The 15440-nt window shown below is 28.0% G+C and carries 16 protein-coding genes; 14 read left to right on the forward strand and 2 right to left on the reverse strand.

Annotated elements, in window-relative coordinates; genetic code table 11:
- Nucleotides 1-13: 13 nt before the first annotated feature.
- The 7 genes from ACY1IQ_RS09370 (at nt 14) to ACY1IQ_RS09400 (ending at nt 6690) form a co-directional block, all read left to right on the forward strand.
- A complete protein-coding gene (locus tag ACY1IQ_RS09370; RefSeq protein ID WP_461613692.1) occupies nt 14-730 on the forward strand; it encodes a response regulator in 717 nt (238 codons plus the stop codon).
- Between the two features lie 77 nt (nt 731-807).
- Nucleotides 808-2223, forward strand: coding sequence for a flavocytochrome c (locus ACY1IQ_RS09375; protein ID WP_461613693.1), 1416 nt, complete (start codon nt 808-810; stop codon nt 2221-2223).
- A gap of 390 nt (nt 2224-2613) precedes the next feature.
- Nucleotides 2614-2961 carry an FMN-binding protein gene (locus tag ACY1IQ_RS09380; RefSeq protein ID WP_461613694.1) on the forward strand — a complete coding sequence of 116 codons (348 nt, stop codon included), beginning with the start codon at nt 2614-2616 and terminating at the stop codon, nt 2959-2961.
- A gap of 261 nt (nt 2962-3222) precedes the next feature.
- Nucleotides 3223-3504 (forward strand): DUF503 domain-containing protein, encoded by a 282-nt coding sequence (locus ACY1IQ_RS09385; protein ID WP_461613695.1) that lies wholly within the window; start codon nt 3223-3225, stop codon nt 3502-3504.
- Nucleotides 3505-3585: 81 nt separating this feature from the next.
- Entirely contained in the window at nt 3586-5241 is a 1656-nt protein-coding gene (locus tag ACY1IQ_RS09390; protein ID WP_461613696.1) for a hypothetical protein, read from the forward strand.
- Nucleotides 5242-5727: 486 nt separating this feature from the next.
- Nucleotides 5728-5994, forward strand: a complete 267-nt coding sequence (locus tag ACY1IQ_RS09395) for an EscU/YscU/HrcU family type III secretion system export apparatus switch protein (protein ID WP_039633949.1) — start codon at nt 5728-5730, stop codon at nt 5992-5994.
- 6 nt (nt 5995-6000) lie between these two features.
- On the forward strand, nt 6001-6690 hold the full coding sequence (locus ACY1IQ_RS09400; protein ID WP_461613697.1) for a metallophosphoesterase: 690 nt from the start codon (nt 6001-6003) through the stop codon (nt 6688-6690).
- Between the two features lie 113 nt (nt 6691-6803).
- Here the strand turns inward: ACY1IQ_RS09400 and ACY1IQ_RS09405 are convergent, their stop codons facing one another.
- Entirely contained in the window at nt 6804-7745 is a 942-nt protein-coding gene (locus ACY1IQ_RS09405; RefSeq protein WP_461613698.1) for a DUF2225 domain-containing protein, read from the reverse strand.
- A 147-nt stretch (nt 7746-7892) separates the two neighbouring features.
- Between ACY1IQ_RS09405 and ACY1IQ_RS09410 the strand changes: the two genes are divergently transcribed.
- From ACY1IQ_RS09410 to ACY1IQ_RS09430, 5 genes are all read left to right on the forward strand, one after another.
- Nucleotides 7893-8684, forward strand: coding sequence for a GTP pyrophosphokinase (locus ACY1IQ_RS09410; RefSeq protein WP_461613699.1), 792 nt, complete (start codon nt 7893-7895; stop codon nt 8682-8684).
- Nucleotides 8685-9093: 409 nt separating this feature from the next.
- The gene (locus ACY1IQ_RS09415) at nt 9094-9477 is read left to right on the forward strand and encodes a hypothetical protein (protein WP_461613700.1); all 384 of its coding nucleotides are present in this window, start codon (nt 9094-9096) and stop codon (nt 9475-9477) included.
- Between the two features lie 808 nt (nt 9478-10285).
- On the forward strand, nt 10286-10468 hold the full coding sequence (locus ACY1IQ_RS09420; RefSeq protein WP_461613701.1) for a hypothetical protein: 183 nt from the start codon (nt 10286-10288) through the stop codon (nt 10466-10468).
- A 15-nt stretch (nt 10469-10483) separates the two neighbouring features.
- Entirely contained in the window at nt 10484-11308 is an 825-nt protein-coding gene (locus ACY1IQ_RS09425; RefSeq protein ID WP_461613702.1) for an AAC(3) family N-acetyltransferase, read from the forward strand.
- 60 nt (nt 11309-11368) lie between these two features.
- On the forward strand, nt 11369-11674 hold the full coding sequence (locus ACY1IQ_RS09430; RefSeq protein ID WP_291562894.1) for a hypothetical protein: 306 nt from the start codon (nt 11369-11371) through the stop codon (nt 11672-11674).
- 185 nt (nt 11675-11859) lie between these two features.
- Here the strand turns inward: ACY1IQ_RS09430 and ACY1IQ_RS09435 are convergent, their stop codons facing one another.
- A complete protein-coding gene (locus tag ACY1IQ_RS09435) occupies nt 11860-12327 on the reverse strand; it encodes a pyridoxamine 5'-phosphate oxidase family protein (protein ID WP_461613703.1) in 468 nt (155 codons plus the stop codon).
- A 1105-nt stretch (nt 12328-13432) separates the two neighbouring features.
- Between ACY1IQ_RS09435 and ACY1IQ_RS09440 the strand changes: the two genes are divergently transcribed.
- Nucleotides 13433-14089 carry a TetR/AcrR family transcriptional regulator gene (locus tag ACY1IQ_RS09440; protein ID WP_461613704.1) on the forward strand — a complete coding sequence of 219 codons (657 nt, stop codon included), beginning with the start codon at nt 13433-13435 and terminating at the stop codon, nt 14087-14089.
- Nucleotides 14076-15026, forward strand: a complete 951-nt coding sequence (locus ACY1IQ_RS09445; protein ID WP_461613705.1) for an alpha/beta fold hydrolase — start codon at nt 14076-14078, stop codon at nt 15024-15026. Before ACY1IQ_RS09440 ends, ACY1IQ_RS09445 begins: the two co-directional genes overlap by 14 nt.
- Nucleotides 15027-15440: the final 414 nt, after the last annotated feature.

Below are 15440 nucleotides of genomic sequence, written 5' to 3' on the forward strand. Positions count from 1 at the left end.
GAGGATATTTAAAATGATTGATGTTTTAGTTGTAGAGGATGATCCAATGGTAAGAGAGATAAACTCAATGTTTTTAAATAAACTACAAGGATTTAAACTATGTGGAGCAGTGGGGAATTTAGAAGAAGCAAAAAGAATTATAGAAAGTAAAAAAACACAATTAGTACTTTTAGATATATTTCTTCCAAATGAAAATGGATTAGATTTTATTAGATGGATAAGAAATGATGGTATTTGCTGTGATGTAATATTGATTACTGCTGATAGAAGTTGTGAAGCTGTACAAGAAGCTTTTAGATATGGAACAATAGATTATTTAATAAAGCCTTTTACTTTTGATAGATTTAAGGAGGCATTATATAATTATAAAAAACGTATTGAAACCTTTAATAAACTAGTTTCTATAGAACAAAAAACTATTGATCAATACGTTCTAAATAATGAAGATAATTATAAAAATATGTCTGAGAATGAGAGTGAAATAGAGTTAATAAAAGGACTGAATATTCATACTTATAATCAGATTTGGAATTATATTAACAATGATGCACATTGCTGCTTTACAGCAGAAGAACTTTCTGAAAATATAGGTATGGCAAGAGTTACAGTTAGAAGGTATCTTGAATATATGTTAAAAGAGGGGAGGCTTTATATTCAATTAGAATATGGGAAAATAGGTAGACCTTGTCATGTATATAAGATTTTAGACCAAAAAGAACAAAATAAATAATAAGAACAAAATATTGATTGTTTATTATTTAACAAATATACTCTAGCCATAGATAATTTCTGTTAGGGGGAAGAAAAATGAAAAAGAAGATAATAGCTTTAGCAATGACAGCTATAATTGCTATTCCGTTATTAGTTGGTTGTGGAAGTAAAACGGAAAGTGCAGATATTGTTATTATAGGGGCAGGTGGGGCAGGTCTTGCAGCAGCTGTTGAGGCGCAGGAAAGTGGAGCTAAAATTGTTGTTTTAGAAAAGATGCCTATGGTTGGAGGAAATACAACTCGTGCGACAGGTGGATTGAATGCTGCTGGAACAAAAGCTCAAGAAGAAGCTGGAATTAAAGATAGTGCTGAATTATTCTTTAAAGATACTATGAAAGGTGGATATGATAAGAATAATGAAGAATTAGTTAAAGTATTAACTGAAGAAGCAAAAGATACTGTTGAATGGTTAGAAAGTTTAGGTGCTGATTTATCAGATGTGGGAGCAGCAGGAGGAGCCTCAGTTAGAAGGATCCATAGACCAGCAGGAGGATCAGCAGTAGGACCTAATATAATTTCAACCTTAAAAAAGGTTTCAGAAGATAAAAAAATTGATATTAGAACGATGAATGAGGCTGTTGAAATAGTTAAAGATAAAGAAGGAAAGATTTCAGCTGTTAAAGCTACAAATAAAGAAGGTAAAGAATACACAATAAATACTAAAAGTGTTATATTAACTGCTGGAGGATTTTCAGCTAATAAAGAAATGGTTGTAGAAAATAAAGCTGAGTTAGAAGGGTTTGATACAACAAATCATCCAGGGGCTACTGGAGATGGAATTGTACTAGCTAAAAAAGTAGGTGCTGCTTTTGTAGATATGAGTGAAATACAAACTCACCCAACGGTAGTTCCGGGAAAAGGCATCATGATTACTGAAGCGGTAAGAGGTAATGGTGCAATACTTATAAACAAAGATGGTAAAAGGTTTATTAATGAATTATTAACTAGAGATGTTGTTTCAAAAGCCATATTAGATCAAAAAGATAAGGTTGGCTACTTATTTTTTGATGAAGAATTGAGAAAAGGATTAAAAGCTATAGAAGAATATTTTAGTATGGATTTAGTTACTGAGGCAAATTCTATAGAAGAATTAGCTGAAAAATTAGATATTGATAAAACTAATTTAACTACAACTGTTGAAACATATAACAAAGCACAAAAAGCTAATAATGATACAGAATTCCAAAGAACTGATATGGCAATTAGCTTAGAAAGTCCAAAATTCTACGCGATTGAAGTTACACCAGCAGTTCATCATACTATGGGTGGAGTTAAAATCAACACTGATGGAGAGGTAATCGGAGAAGACGGACAAATTATACCAGGATTTTATGCAGCAGGAGAGGTTACAGGAGGAGTTCATGGCGGAAATAGACTTGGTGGAAATGCACTAGCAGATATAATAGTTTATGGAAGAAGAGCAGGACAAACTGCAGCAAAAAATTTAAAATAATACTATAAAATATATTTAAATCAATACTTAAATTGTAGACAAATATAACTATTCTTTTGAATATTTCAATTTTAACATTATAATAGTACACAATTATTAGCAAAATAAATTCTTTATAAGTTTGTCTTTTTATATTAGAAGTATTTATAAGTATAAACTATGAATTACAGATTTAAATATTAAATTAAGTAACAACTATTTTAGATATGTATTAATTTTATAATGGAACATTATGGAAAACTATGAGTAAAATGAGTTAAAAACAAACTGTATACAATGTAGAAAAATTATGGTATATTTATTGAGAGAAATTATCAAAGAATAATTTTAATATGTGATATTGGTAATTATTTGCATTGAACATTTAATATCACTAAGGAGGAATTTAAAATGAAAAAAGTAGCAAGCGTATTATTATCATCAATATTAACAATGGGGATATTAGTAGGATGTGGAAGTAAAGAAGCAGCTTACAAAGACGGAAGCTATAAAGGTGTTGGAAAAGGATTTAAAGGTGATATAGAGGTATCTGTAGAAGTTAAGGATGGAAAAATAGAAGATATTAAAGTTGTTGAACAAAAAGAAACTGAAGGTCTTGGAGATAAAGCTATAGAAGAGACAATCAAAACAATTAAAGAAAAGCAAACAACTGAGAAAATAGAAGCAGTTTCAGGAGCAACAGGATCAAGTAATGGAGTTGTAGAAGCTGTAAATAAAGCTTTAGAGCAAGCAAAATAAATAAAAAGAATTGGATAAGGTCTCACTGATGAAAATCAGGAGACCTTTTTATATATTATAATAAAAAGGAATAGTAATTATTAGAACATAAATAATATATTTAGGTATTTTAAAGGAATAGCTAGTGAATATGATATTATATTTCTTCTTTAGATTTAACTAATAATATCATCGTTAGTAATATCTTAAAGAAAATATTTATTTTATCTTTAAATGCTATTTTAAATAATTTAACAAAATTTATTTATAGGAGGTATTATTATGATTATAGCTATAGCGAAAATAAAATTAAATGCACCTTGGGTACATTCATTAAAAGAAAAACGAATGATTGTTAAAAGTATAATAGATAAGGTAAAACATAAGTTTAATGTGTCTATTGCAGAGGTAGAAAATCAAGATATACATCAAACTATAGTAATTGGAATTGCAGTTGTGAGCAGTAGCAGCAGCCATGGTGACAGTGTATTACAAAAGGTTATAGATTACATAGAAAAAAATTGTGAGGCTAATATAGAGGACATAGAAATAGAAATATTATAAAAGCTTTTCTTTATGTTATCAATAAATATAAATTCTTTACGATAATTAAAGTAAATATAGATACCTTTAAGGAGAGATATTATGTCTGGTATTTGGAAAATCAATATGGTTCAAAATCAGGCTACTCAGCAAGATTTTAATAAAACTACTTTCAGAAAGGGAGATAGCTTTAGTGCAAGGATATTAAATATCAATAAAGAAAGTGGTGAAATTGTAATAAGACTTTTGGATGGAAGACAATTTCCTGCTAAAATAGATGGTTTTATTGAGGATACCCTGTTAGAAAATTATTTATTAAAATTTGTAGTAGATGATTTTAGTGAAGGAAAATTAACTTTAGTATTAGGTGGGGATAGTAAACCTCTAGAAGCGTTAATACCTTTAGAAAGCAAAAGTATATTAGAAGAGGTAATAAAAAACTTAGGATTAAAAATTTCAAAGGGTGATGAGTATATATTAAAGGAAATGCTTAAATTTAATATTCCGTTAACTCAAGAAAATTTTGATGAGGTTAAAACCATAGTTGACTTCACTAATAAAATAAATATAGAATCTGGAGAAGAAGATAATTTTATAGAAAAGTATTTGATAGCAAAAAATATAGAGCCTAATAGTGAAAAGGGAGCTATGGTTAAAAATACTTTAAAGAACTTTTTTTCTTCTCTAAAGACTTTAGATTTAAATTCGTTACTAATGATGAAGGAAGAGAACATACCAATTACAGAAGAAAATATAAAAAGTTTTAATAATATTAATAAAGAAGACTTGGTAGTAGTTAAAAATATTCAAGAAGTATTAGAAGCATTAGATATTGAGAATAAAGATATGATTATAGATAATAAAATTTCTAAGGAGAGAGCTATTGAGGATAAATCACTAACATCCTTAGATAAGGAAAACAAGGTAATAAAAAATGAGAGTTTTGATAATACTGTAAAAGACATTGCTTTACAAGGGGAAGAAGTATCAAATAAAGAAATAAATACTAAAGTTGTTGTTAATGAAAAAAATCTTTTAGTTAAAAACGAAGGTGAAAGTATTAATAGTAATTTAGTAGAAAGGGAGATTATTGATTCAAAAGAAGATAAAATAGTAGAGGATAAAGTTAATAAAGATAATAACTTATCTAAAGATATAAAAGAAGGTAAAGTTATTGAAAAAGATATAGACTTAAAATTTAAAATTCTTACTTCTGATATAGTTAAAAGTGAAATAAAAGAAAAAGTATCTATGATGAAAGATGGAATTATGCAACTTATAAAGAGTAATGAAGATAATCCATCTACATTTAACAAAGTAATGCAACTTATTGAAAGTAAAATGCATGATTTTAAAGTTTTTAACACTTTAAGTAATGATTACTATTATTTAAATGTACCTATGAATGTTAAAGAGCAAGATTATGACTGTAAGCTTGTAATTAAAGATGAAAGAGGTAAAGGTAAAAAGATAGATTCTAGAAATATTAAAATTGCTACAAGCATAAGAACTTTAAATATGGAAGTAGTAGATGCTTTTATTAATGTAAATAACGACTATATAAATATAGATATACATTCACAAAAGGCTTTTATGAATGTATTAGAGGTTTATAGATATAAGCTTATTGAAGATTTAGGTTGTAATTCATATGTTTTTAATGTTAACATAAAAGAAAAAATAGAAAAATTTACATTATCAAATTGTAGAGAATTTTTTGATGATAATGATTTAAGTATAATTAATGTAAGAGTATAACTAATATGGATAGATATCAATATTAAGATTAATGTATATAAAAAAATGGAATTTTTTAGTATTATAATTAGAACCATTTAATTCACAATGCACAATTCACAATTCACAATTGTGGAAATTTCTCAGCAAAAGCTGAGAAATTTAAAATTAATTCTATTTGAAGTTACAAAGTAACTTCCTATAAAAAACTAGCAACTGTAGTATCTCTATAGTATTAGCTAAATTTATTAGTGTTGTTTCAAACTATACTGCACCTCAGGGGAACCCTAAAGAGCTTCACTACTGTTCCACAGAGGTAAAAAAAGCTAGCAATTGCATTGCTAGTAAAAATCTATTAAAGAAATTAATTCTTTATGAATTAATTTCAACTATAATTGTGAATTGTGAATTTAAACTCTTAATGGCATAGTTATATTAGCTATATATTAATTTTTAAGATATTTTAGTTATACGTATTAATTAACTATCTTATAAAGGTGTGGTAAAATGAAAAATGTAAAAAAAGCTGCTGCAGTAAAGTATGATTATGGAGCTACTGCACCTAAGGTTACTGCAGCAGGTATGGGGCATATTGCAGATAAAATTCTAGAAAAAGCAGAGGAAAATGAAGTTCCTATAGTTGAAAATGAAGAGTTGGCAAATCTTCTTACTAATGTAGACGTAGGAGATGAGATCCCTTTAGAGCTTTATGATGTGGTAGCAAAGGTCATTGCATATGTTATGGATATTGACAATAGGATGAAGAGCAGGTGATAAATATTGGCATTATATGCTATATCTGATTTCCATTTAGCATCTACTGGAGATAAGCCTATGGATATTTTTGGAGATAAGTGGTATAAACATGATGAAAAAATAAAAAATAATTGGCTGGAAACCATTAAAATAGAGGATACAGTCTTAATTGCAGGAGACATTTCCTGGTCTATGAAGATGGAAGAAGGTAAGGAAGATTTAGATTTTATAAATAAGCTTCCAGGAAGAAAAATATTAGTGAGAGGAAACCATGATTATTGGTGGACTAGTATAACAAAGCTTAATTCTCTTTATGATAATATGGATTTTATACAAAATAATTTTTTTACTTATGAGAATTATGGAATCTGTGGCAGTAGAGGGTGGATTACTCCAATAAGCTCTAAATTTACTGCTCATGACAAAAAAATTTATGAAAGAGAACTTATAAGGCTTAGATTATCTTTAGATAGTGCTAAAAAGGCTGGTTATAAAAAGCTTATAGTTATGCTTCATTACCCACCAGTAAATAGTATTGAAGAGGAAAATGGATTTACCGAAATATTAAATGAATATGAGGTAGAGAAGGTTATTTATGGGCATATTCATGGTGTTGCTTTGAAATATGCCTTTGAAGGGATTAAAAATGGTATAGAGTATGTATTAACTTCTTGTGATCATATAGACTTTTCACCAAAATTAATATTACCATAAAAATCTATATATTTATAACGTGCAGGTTATAAATATATAGATTGTGAATGAAAAATTATGAATAATAACATCAATTTTTCATTCACATCTTTAATTTTAAAAGTGGTGATTAACTAATCACGATTTTTAGAATTAAAGATTTTTGAAAAGATTCCTTTAGATTTATCTTCTTTATTATTTACTTCTTGAATAGGAGCTTTTTCATCTTTACCATCAAAGTTAAAATTATCATCAATGATATCACTAGTTTTTTCAAGCTTGGCTTTAATAAGTTCTGCTTCCCTAATTAGATCTCTTTGAGTTCTAACTAACTCTTTTAAGCTTTGTTTTACATTAGGAGCAGTTAATACTTGGCTGAACCATATAAGAGCTGTATTATAATTCAACAGTCTTCTATTTAGTTCGCCTATTAAATATATCATAACAAATTTATCCATACCGTATAAAGGTAAGGTTTCATTATAATAGGCATCGTTAAACCCTTCTAATGCGAAACTTAAAAAGGTCCGTTCCATTTCGCTATGATAATCTGAATTACCTAATCGATACATCCATGATAATTTCAAGCAAATCATAGCCTTTTGACTAGGTTTAGCATTCATAAAAACTGCATTTAATAGTGCCATTTTATATCTTTCTATAGCAATTTCTAATGTATATTTATCAGGATAAGTTCTTGGTTTAAATTTTGAAGTTACATTTTTAAGTATTAAATCTTTTTGAACAGTCATTATTTTATAGAAGTCAGATTTTAAAGCTGAATACCCGCAGCTTTCACAAATATAAACATCATAAAAATAAGGATTTATAAGATCATATCTTATAAAAAAATCCGAGTCTTTTGAAATCATTCTATAAGAAGTACTTTTAAGTGCAAGTTGTTTAAATCTATAATTACATACAGGACAATCTATAGTCTTATGATAAAGTAAAGATTCATATAAATCATTTTTAACTTCTTCTTTTTTGTTTGTGCTTTTTTCCACCTTATATATTTGAAGATTGTCTATCTCTTCAAATCCTAGATCTTCTAGTCCAGAAAAAATATTTTTCATAATAAAATCCTCCATAAACCGCTAAATAAACAATAAATACAATATTATATCTAAATCATTGATATTTTTCTATAATAACATTATATTATATATATAATATAATATATATTTCGTAACAATTTAATATTTGTGAAGGGTGACTTACATATGGCAATAAGAGAATGGAAAAAATTTTTAATTCCTTATGAACAGGCAGTAGAAGAACTTAAAGTTAAATTTAAAAGTATTAGAAGAGAACTTAGAAGAAAAAATGAATATTCTCCAATAGAATTTGTAACTGCAAGAGTTAAGGAAGTATCTAGCATTTTAGAAAAAGCAAATAAATTTAATATACCATTAGATAGAATAGAATATGAAATGGAAGATATAGCTGGTGTGAGAATTATGTGCCAGTTTGTTGATGATATAGAAAAGGTTGTTAATTTAATTAGACAAAGGAAGGATATGCAAATAATCTATGAGAAGGATTATGTAACGAATGTTAAGGCAAGTGGTTATAGAAGTTATCATATGATTATAAAATATCCAGTAAATATGGCTGATGGGCAAACAGAAATTTTAGCAGAGTTTCAAATTAGAACTTTAGCTATGAATTTCTGGGCTACAGTAGAACATTCTTTAAATTATAAATATAAACACGATATACCTAAAGATGTAAGAATGAAGTTAAAAACTGCAGCAGATGCAGCCTTTCAATTAGATGAGCAAATGCTTGAGATAAAAGATGAAATTAAAGATGCTCAGAAATTATTTGAGGTTAAATCTAGTCTAGTTACGGATATAGTTGAAAATATCTTAACACTTTCATCTTTAGGAAAGCTTTTAGAGGCTTCAAGATATACAGAACAATTAAACAGGCTTTTAGAAGAAGGTGAAGTATTCGAACTTAGTAGTCTACTAGAAGCTACAAAAAAGACGTTAGATAAATACAAAGCATAAGGCCGATATCTTGGTCTTATGCTTTATATTTATATACAGGATACTTTATATAATAGGACGACTTAATAATTATTAACTAGTATATAACAGTTATTCTTAATAAAAATTTTAAAATTTTGTCATAATTATATATAATTATAGTATATATAGATGTATTACTTGAAAAGTTAATATATAACTGATATTTATGCCTTAACTTTTTTAAAAATTTAGTTGAAAAGCAATGAATTCAATTAGTTTTATAAAATAATTAATTTAAGAATTCTCATGCTCTGCTGAGAATTGACAATAATTGAGAATTGTCAATAGTCAATTTTATATTAATGTAAACTTAATTAATTTAGTAATACAATTACATGAATGCATAGATTGAATTTAAAGATAATAAATCTATATATAAGGAGGCTATATGTTAAAAAGAGAAAATATTATGGAAATATTAGAAGAATTAAATTTTCCTAAGGACCATTACTGGGTTTTAGCAGGTGCTTCACTAGTTATACATGGAGTGAAAAATGAAACTAGAGATATTGACTTAGGCTGTAGTAAGTTTTTATTTGAAAGTTTAATTAAAAATGGATATAAGCCAATAGTTTTAAAAGACAGTTCAAGAGTAATAAGGGTAAATGAAGAATTAGAGATCTTTGAGGAGTGGAAGGTAGATAACGTAGAGTTAATTAATGATCTTCCTGTAGGAAGCTTAGAAAGCATAAGAAAGCAGAAGATAAAACTGGGAAGAGAAAAAGACTTAAGAGATATCGAACTAATAGATAGTTTTTTACAACAAAAATAAAATAGATTGCTATGACATAGATTGTTTTGTATATATGCATTTTAATTAAAATAAAAGTTATTATAATATATAAAATTAGTATATGTTAATTAAGTTAAGTAGAACCAGAGAGTGACCTCTGGTTTTTTATTATTAAATAATTAGCATATTTAAATATCTATTTTTATATCTAGAGAGTTTATTTGAATTATATTATTTGAAAAGTATTTTCTTTAAATTATTAGAAGCTATTATTATACAAATGCTGGATACTATCATGAGCAATTGAATATATATAGTTAGAATACCTTTTTAAAAAATTTGAAAACACACTAAATACGCATTAAGAATCATTGCATAAAAATTAAATATTAAAAGATTAATAATAAATTGGGTAAGAAAATATAGGTTTCCTTAATGAAATTTAACTTGTACACCATTTTCGTTTTTATAAGAAAAATTCTTATTTATAAATTAAAAATTAAAAATAAGAGATGAAGAATTATAGTTAAAACTCCACTGCCAAAGTCTTTAGAGTTTTTAAACTAAATTTTATTTTAAGAAATTCACTAAGGGCCAATTTCGGACTGAATTCTTCATTCTTAACTATTAATTCTTAATTTTTAAGAGATTAAATTATTTTTATAGGAAATTTATTTTCCAGGATGCATTTTAAGTTTTTAGATTGGATACTTATATAAAGCTATAAGTATTATTTTTTCTATTCATAAGAACCTACTCAATACGTTAATAAATATACTGTTATATTAAAAGGATTTAATGAATATTAAAAGAATAAGTAGGTAATGGATTAAAGGGGGAATATGTCGTGGAAGAATTAAAGTGTCCTAAATGTAATTCTACTGAAATCAAAAGAGCTGCAAGTAAGACCATATTATTAGAACCTATGGATAAAATTTTTGCATTAGGATCAAAACTGTATGCTAGTGTTTGTACTAATTGTGGTACAGTTTTTGATTTTACTGTAGATTTTCCAGAGGATTTCAAATAAGGGAAGGTAGAAGAAATGAGAGAGGGAATTATAATAGAAAATACCAATACTATAAACACTATAGAAAGCCTAAAAAAAGATTTAACTGCGTTGGGACTTAAAAAAGGAATGACTATTATTGTACATTCCTCTTTAAGTTCTATGGGCTGGGTTTGTGGAGGGGATGTATCAGTAATAAAATCACTTATGGATATAATTACAGAGGAAGGTAATATTATTATGCCGGCTCAAACGGGAGATTACTCAGAACCTTGTTATTGGGGAAATCCTCCTGTACCCGAACAATGGTATGAAATAATTAGAGAAACTATGCCTGCTTTTGATAAACATATAACCCCTACAAGAGGAATGGGAAGAATTGCAGAAGTTTTTAGAAATTTTCCTAATGTGTTAAGAAGTGATCATCCACAGGCTTCTTTTACTGCCTGGGGTAAGGATTCAGAAGATATTATAGGGGTTCATAATTTGGAGGATTCACTAGGAGAGACATCACCTCTAGGAAAAGTTTATAATATAAATGGATATGTACTACTGCTAGGAGTACCTTATGAGAATAATACCTCTTTTCATTTAAGTGAATATAAATCTAATGTAAGAATGTATACAGAATTAGCTGCACCTATCTTAGAAAATGGTAAGAGAGTTTGGAAGACTTTTAGGGATATTGATTTAGATAGTGAAGATTTTAATTCTATAGGCTTAGAATTTGAGAAAAGACATAATGTGAGTAGAGGATTGGTAGGACAAGCTGAGAGTAGATTATTTCATCAAAAAACAGCAGTAGATTTTGCAACAGAATGGTTTAAGAAAAATAAGGGGAGTAAGAATTTATTAAAGTAGAAGCTTATTTAGCATCTACATATAATAATCATAGAATCAATAATTTCGGAGGCGTATTTTATGAATGTACTATCTATAATTTGTATTATTTATGCCATGTTTTTAATAATTTATGGTTTTATAAATAATGAAAGAGTAGATAACAGGAATAATTGGTATCACATTAAAGATATGAAGAGCTTTTTAAGAATTCAATTCTTATGGAAGTTTATAACTGCAATATATTGTATTGCTGCTGCTTATTTTTATGAAAAATATACTATAAGCTTTTTATTTATCCTTACAATTATTTTTATAGATAGAATAATATTTTTTATTATAGTTAGGCTTAAAAAAATAGCTTTACCTAAAAGATATTTAGAATAAGTTATGTAAAAGAAAATAATATTCTTTTAGACTATTAAATAAACATTGATGTCTTCAATATCTTATAAAAGATTAAAATAAAGCTTGAATTTATACAATTTGCTAATAGTTTCTATTAAAGAGATTTCTAGTCTGAATAGATTAAATATTCAGATTAGAAATCTACATTTGCCTTTAAAAATAGCTTACTTTTTACACTTTCCTGTTATATGATCTATACTAATTTTTATAATGTTAGCTTTAGAAAAAGCTTTATCTATATAGTTTTTTCCTTCTTCCATAAAATCAGAAGAATATTTTTCAATGAATTTCAGTAACACAGCCTTTTTTTCCTTTTCTGCTTCAATATTTTCAGCCTTTCCAAAGATTATTACATTTTCAAATTTAGTATTAAATGTTTTAGATAAAACTTCAATATTATCAACAATTGAAAAACATACTTTATTATTAAAATTTATATTATCAAGTTTGTGTCCTACAGGAGCACAATGAAAATAAATAGCATCATTGTAGTATACATAATTTAAAGTTGTACAGTAAGGATAACCATTTTCACCTATAGTACCCAAAGTGCCTTCTTGTCCTCTTTCTAATAGTGCAAATATATCTTTATCATCCATTGCTTTGTTAATCTTTATCATCTCTTTAAACATTGAAAATACCTCCACATCCTTTAATTATTTAAATAAGATTAGTTTTATATTAACATATCTTTTAATTATATGTAATATATAATAAATATATTGTAAGTTTCACATTATATACTGTAGAACTCTATGTAATTATCAATCAAAACTTTGAGTTAATGATAAAATAAATTAATAGTGTAGAATGGAAGGGTCTGTGGGGTAGAAAAATTAAAATCTACAAATGCTGTGATGAGCGGTGTTTGTGGGATTTTTTGTTTTGAAATGAAAGGGATGTGCCTTGTAAAAATTAAAACTTGATATAACTGACGAACTTCTCACCAGTATGTAAATCATTTGTGGCTCCTGCTAATAGTATTATTTTCAGTGTTATTTATTAATACTTTTAAATTCTCAGCTTCATTTTTAAGCCGTACTTCTTCCTCTTGGTTCAATGAGTGGTTTTGTCATAAATTCAGTATAATCCAGTGATTAAGAACTTATGGGTAGTATAAATTATTCTGATTGTTGGTAAAAATGAATTACTCTTCACTGGATGTTTTAAATTCCAGTAGGCCTCAACACCCTTATATTCAGAATAAACATCCTTCTATCACAAGCTTAGAATCTCTGACTTTCTCATACCGGTAAAGGCGGCTGCTCGAAAGAAAGTCTTAATCTTATCATTTTTAGAAAGCTAAAGATGTGTCAAGAACTCTTTTAAATCTTCTTTAGCATAGGTTATGATTCCATTAGTTCAATAACTGTGCCGATAAAATTACAGATATAACTATGAATGCCGATTAGAGAATAGAACTATTAAGCAATTATCTTTTAAGCGACAAGAAACTTTACAACAAGTGATTTAATTTGTTGATATAAAGTAAAATAGAGTGTAATATAAAACATACCGAATGAATGTTTTTTAGAAAAAGATTAAAGGAGGATTAAAGAATGTGTTAGAAGACAGCACTAAAAACAGGGTTAGAGAATAGAACCATTAAAGAAATTATCTTTTAACCCAGAAGAAACTAGAAATTTATGATAAGTGATTAAGTTTGTTTACATAAATTAAAATGGAATGTAGTCTAGAACATACCGACTAAATGTTTGTTAGAAGGAGAGCTGAGTAATGAGTAAAAGGTATAGTACTGAAGACACAATTAGAGATATTTTAGATGCATCGACGCGGCTGTTTGTAGAAAAAGGTTATGAGAAAACGACTATCCAAGATATTGTCAACGAATTAGATGGCTTGTCGCGTGGAGCGATTTACCACCACTTTAGATCAAAAGAAGAGATTATTGATGCAGTTGTAAAGCGACTTGTTCCAGGCTCAGAGTATATAGAGGCAATTAGTAAGCGCCAGGATCTAAATGGCTTAGAAAAAATTCAACATTTACTAGTGGAAACGCTAATTAATAAAGATGTTAGAGCTTCATTTGGGATGACATTTCCTTTATTTAATAATCCAAAATTTTTCATGATGCGTATGATTAATAGCAACGAGGTCCTATCACCCCAAGTTGAATTATACATAGACGAAGGAAATAGGGATGGATCACTTGATGTGAAGTTCCCAAAGCAGATTTCAGAGATTATTGTCCTATTATTAAATACTTGGTTTATGGTATCTTTATTTCCCAACACTATAGATACTTTTTGGGATAAAGTTTATGCAGCGAAATATGTGTTCGATGGTATAGGAGTTGACGTACTAAGCGATGAAATTATAGAAAAAATTATTAGTGAAATAAAGAAAACGGAGGCAGAAAATGAAGGAAAATAAAAAAAGTGGTATTAAACAAGTTCTGCATATCCTAAAGATAAGTGCTCTTGCACTTATACTGATAATAGCCTTAGCATTGGGAGGAATCTTTACAGCTCACCGTTTAAGTTTACAAAGTGAGGCTAAGAAAATTGTAGATTATGGACAGAAATTAGAGGTTTTCGATAGCACGATGAACGTATTTATTGAAGGTAAGGGCGAAGAAACAATTGTTCTTTTAACAGGCTATGGCACGGCAAGTCCAAGTATTGATTTCAAGCCGCTAATTGATGAACTTAAAAGTGATTATCGTGTGGTTGTTATCGAACCCTTTGGCTATGGATTAAGCGGGCAAACGGAACGTGAGCGAACAGCAGAAAATATGGTTGAGGAGATTCATGATGTTGTTAAACAATTAAATATAGACTCCTTTATTTTGATGGGTCACTCAATTGCAGGCATTTATGGGTTGAACTATGTCAATACTTTTCCTGAGGGTGTCAAAGCTTTTGTTGGGATTGATTCAAGTGTTCCGAACCAACCTTGGCCAGGTTTTGATGATAGATTAATCAACTTCGTGCAAAAATCAGGAATCTTCAGATTAATAGTAAAATTGAATCCTGAAAGCTTCATGGGTGAAAATATGAATGAAGAGTCTTCTGATCAATTGCGCATGATTACCATGAAAAATATGGGAAATAAGACCGTGCGAAATGAACTAAAGTCACTAGGACAGAGTTTTGATTCGGCAAAAAGTCTGTCGTTTCCAAAGGAAGTCCCTTTATTACTATTCGTAGCTGAAGCAAGCGAAACGTCTATAGAAGGATGGCTTGAGCTTCATGAACAGCAAATTGAAAACTCATCTAAGAGTAAGGTGGTTGAATTGCCAGGAACACACTATCTTCACCACACGCAATCTAAAGAAATCGCAGAAGAATTAAGGAAATTTTTAGATTAATAGCAAAAAGCTGATAATAAGAATAGGAAGTGCCTATACTTTTTTGGCTGCTAACTCAAATAAAACAGTATATTTAGAGAGAACTTATTGTCGATTCATAAATGTAAGTTGCAATAAATTCTTTTTTTATTTTAAAGAAACCATTGCTTCTATCAATCATCAATGCCATGAATGAATTAGTCGAATTATATGATAAAATAATCATAAGGTAAGTAATTTATAAATTCAGTATAAATTATTAGTTGAAAGTAGAATTGATGTCATGTAAGTTAAAAAAAAGTGACGAATATACTCCATTCTAATAAATAGATATTTTTATTAAAGCGGAGCATATTGCATTATAGCATCTCTTTTAATAGGTTTTAAATATAAAAGATAAAATAATCAGTTGATTTATAAATATATAACTAATTA

Source organism: Clostridium sp. Marseille-QA1073 (assembly GCF_054863625.1).

What these genes read in the sequence shown, in the direction of transcription:
- ACY1IQ_RS09405 (WP_461613698.1), bottom strand. Translation starts at nt 7,745, where the DNA reads ATGAAAAATATTTTTTCTGGACTAGAAGATCTAGGATTTGAAGAGATA.
- ACY1IQ_RS09390 (WP_461613696.1), top strand. Translation starts at nt 3,586, where the DNA reads ATGTCTGGTATTTGGAAAATCAATATGGTTCAAAATCAGGCTACTCAG.
- ACY1IQ_RS09445 (WP_461613705.1), top strand. Translation starts at nt 14,076, where the DNA reads ATGAAGGAAAATAAAAAAAGTGGTATTAAACAAGTTCTGCATATCCTA.
- ACY1IQ_RS09440 (WP_461613704.1), top strand. Translation starts at nt 13,433, where the DNA reads ATGAGTAAAAGGTATAGTACTGAAGACACAATTAGAGATATTTTAGAT.
- ACY1IQ_RS09430 (WP_291562894.1), top strand. Translation starts at nt 11,369, where the DNA reads ATGAATGTACTATCTATAATTTGTATTATTTATGCCATGTTTTTAATA.
- ACY1IQ_RS09410 (WP_461613699.1), top strand. Translation starts at nt 7,893, where the DNA reads ATGGCAATAAGAGAATGGAAAAAATTTTTAATTCCTTATGAACAGGCA.
- ACY1IQ_RS09370 (WP_461613692.1), top strand. Translation starts at nt 14, where the DNA reads ATGATTGATGTTTTAGTTGTAGAGGATGATCCAATGGTAAGAGAGATA.
- ACY1IQ_RS09425 (WP_461613702.1), top strand. Translation starts at nt 10,484, where the DNA reads ATGAGAGAGGGAATTATAATAGAAAATACCAATACTATAAACACTATA.
- ACY1IQ_RS09385 (WP_461613695.1), top strand. Translation starts at nt 3,223, where the DNA reads ATGATTATAGCTATAGCGAAAATAAAATTAAATGCACCTTGGGTACAT.
- ACY1IQ_RS09395 (WP_039633949.1), top strand. Translation starts at nt 5,728, where the DNA reads ATGAAAAATGTAAAAAAAGCTGCTGCAGTAAAGTATGATTATGGAGCT.
- ACY1IQ_RS09435 (WP_461613703.1), bottom strand. Translation starts at nt 12,327, where the DNA reads ATGTTTAAAGAGATGATAAAGATTAACAAAGCAATGGATGATAAAGAT.
- ACY1IQ_RS09415 (WP_461613700.1), top strand. Translation starts at nt 9,094, where the DNA reads ATGTTAAAAAGAGAAAATATTATGGAAATATTAGAAGAATTAAATTTT.
- ACY1IQ_RS09380 (WP_461613694.1), top strand. Translation starts at nt 2,614, where the DNA reads ATGAAAAAAGTAGCAAGCGTATTATTATCATCAATATTAACAATGGGG.
- ACY1IQ_RS09375 (WP_461613693.1), top strand. Translation starts at nt 808, where the DNA reads ATGAAAAAGAAGATAATAGCTTTAGCAATGACAGCTATAATTGCTATT.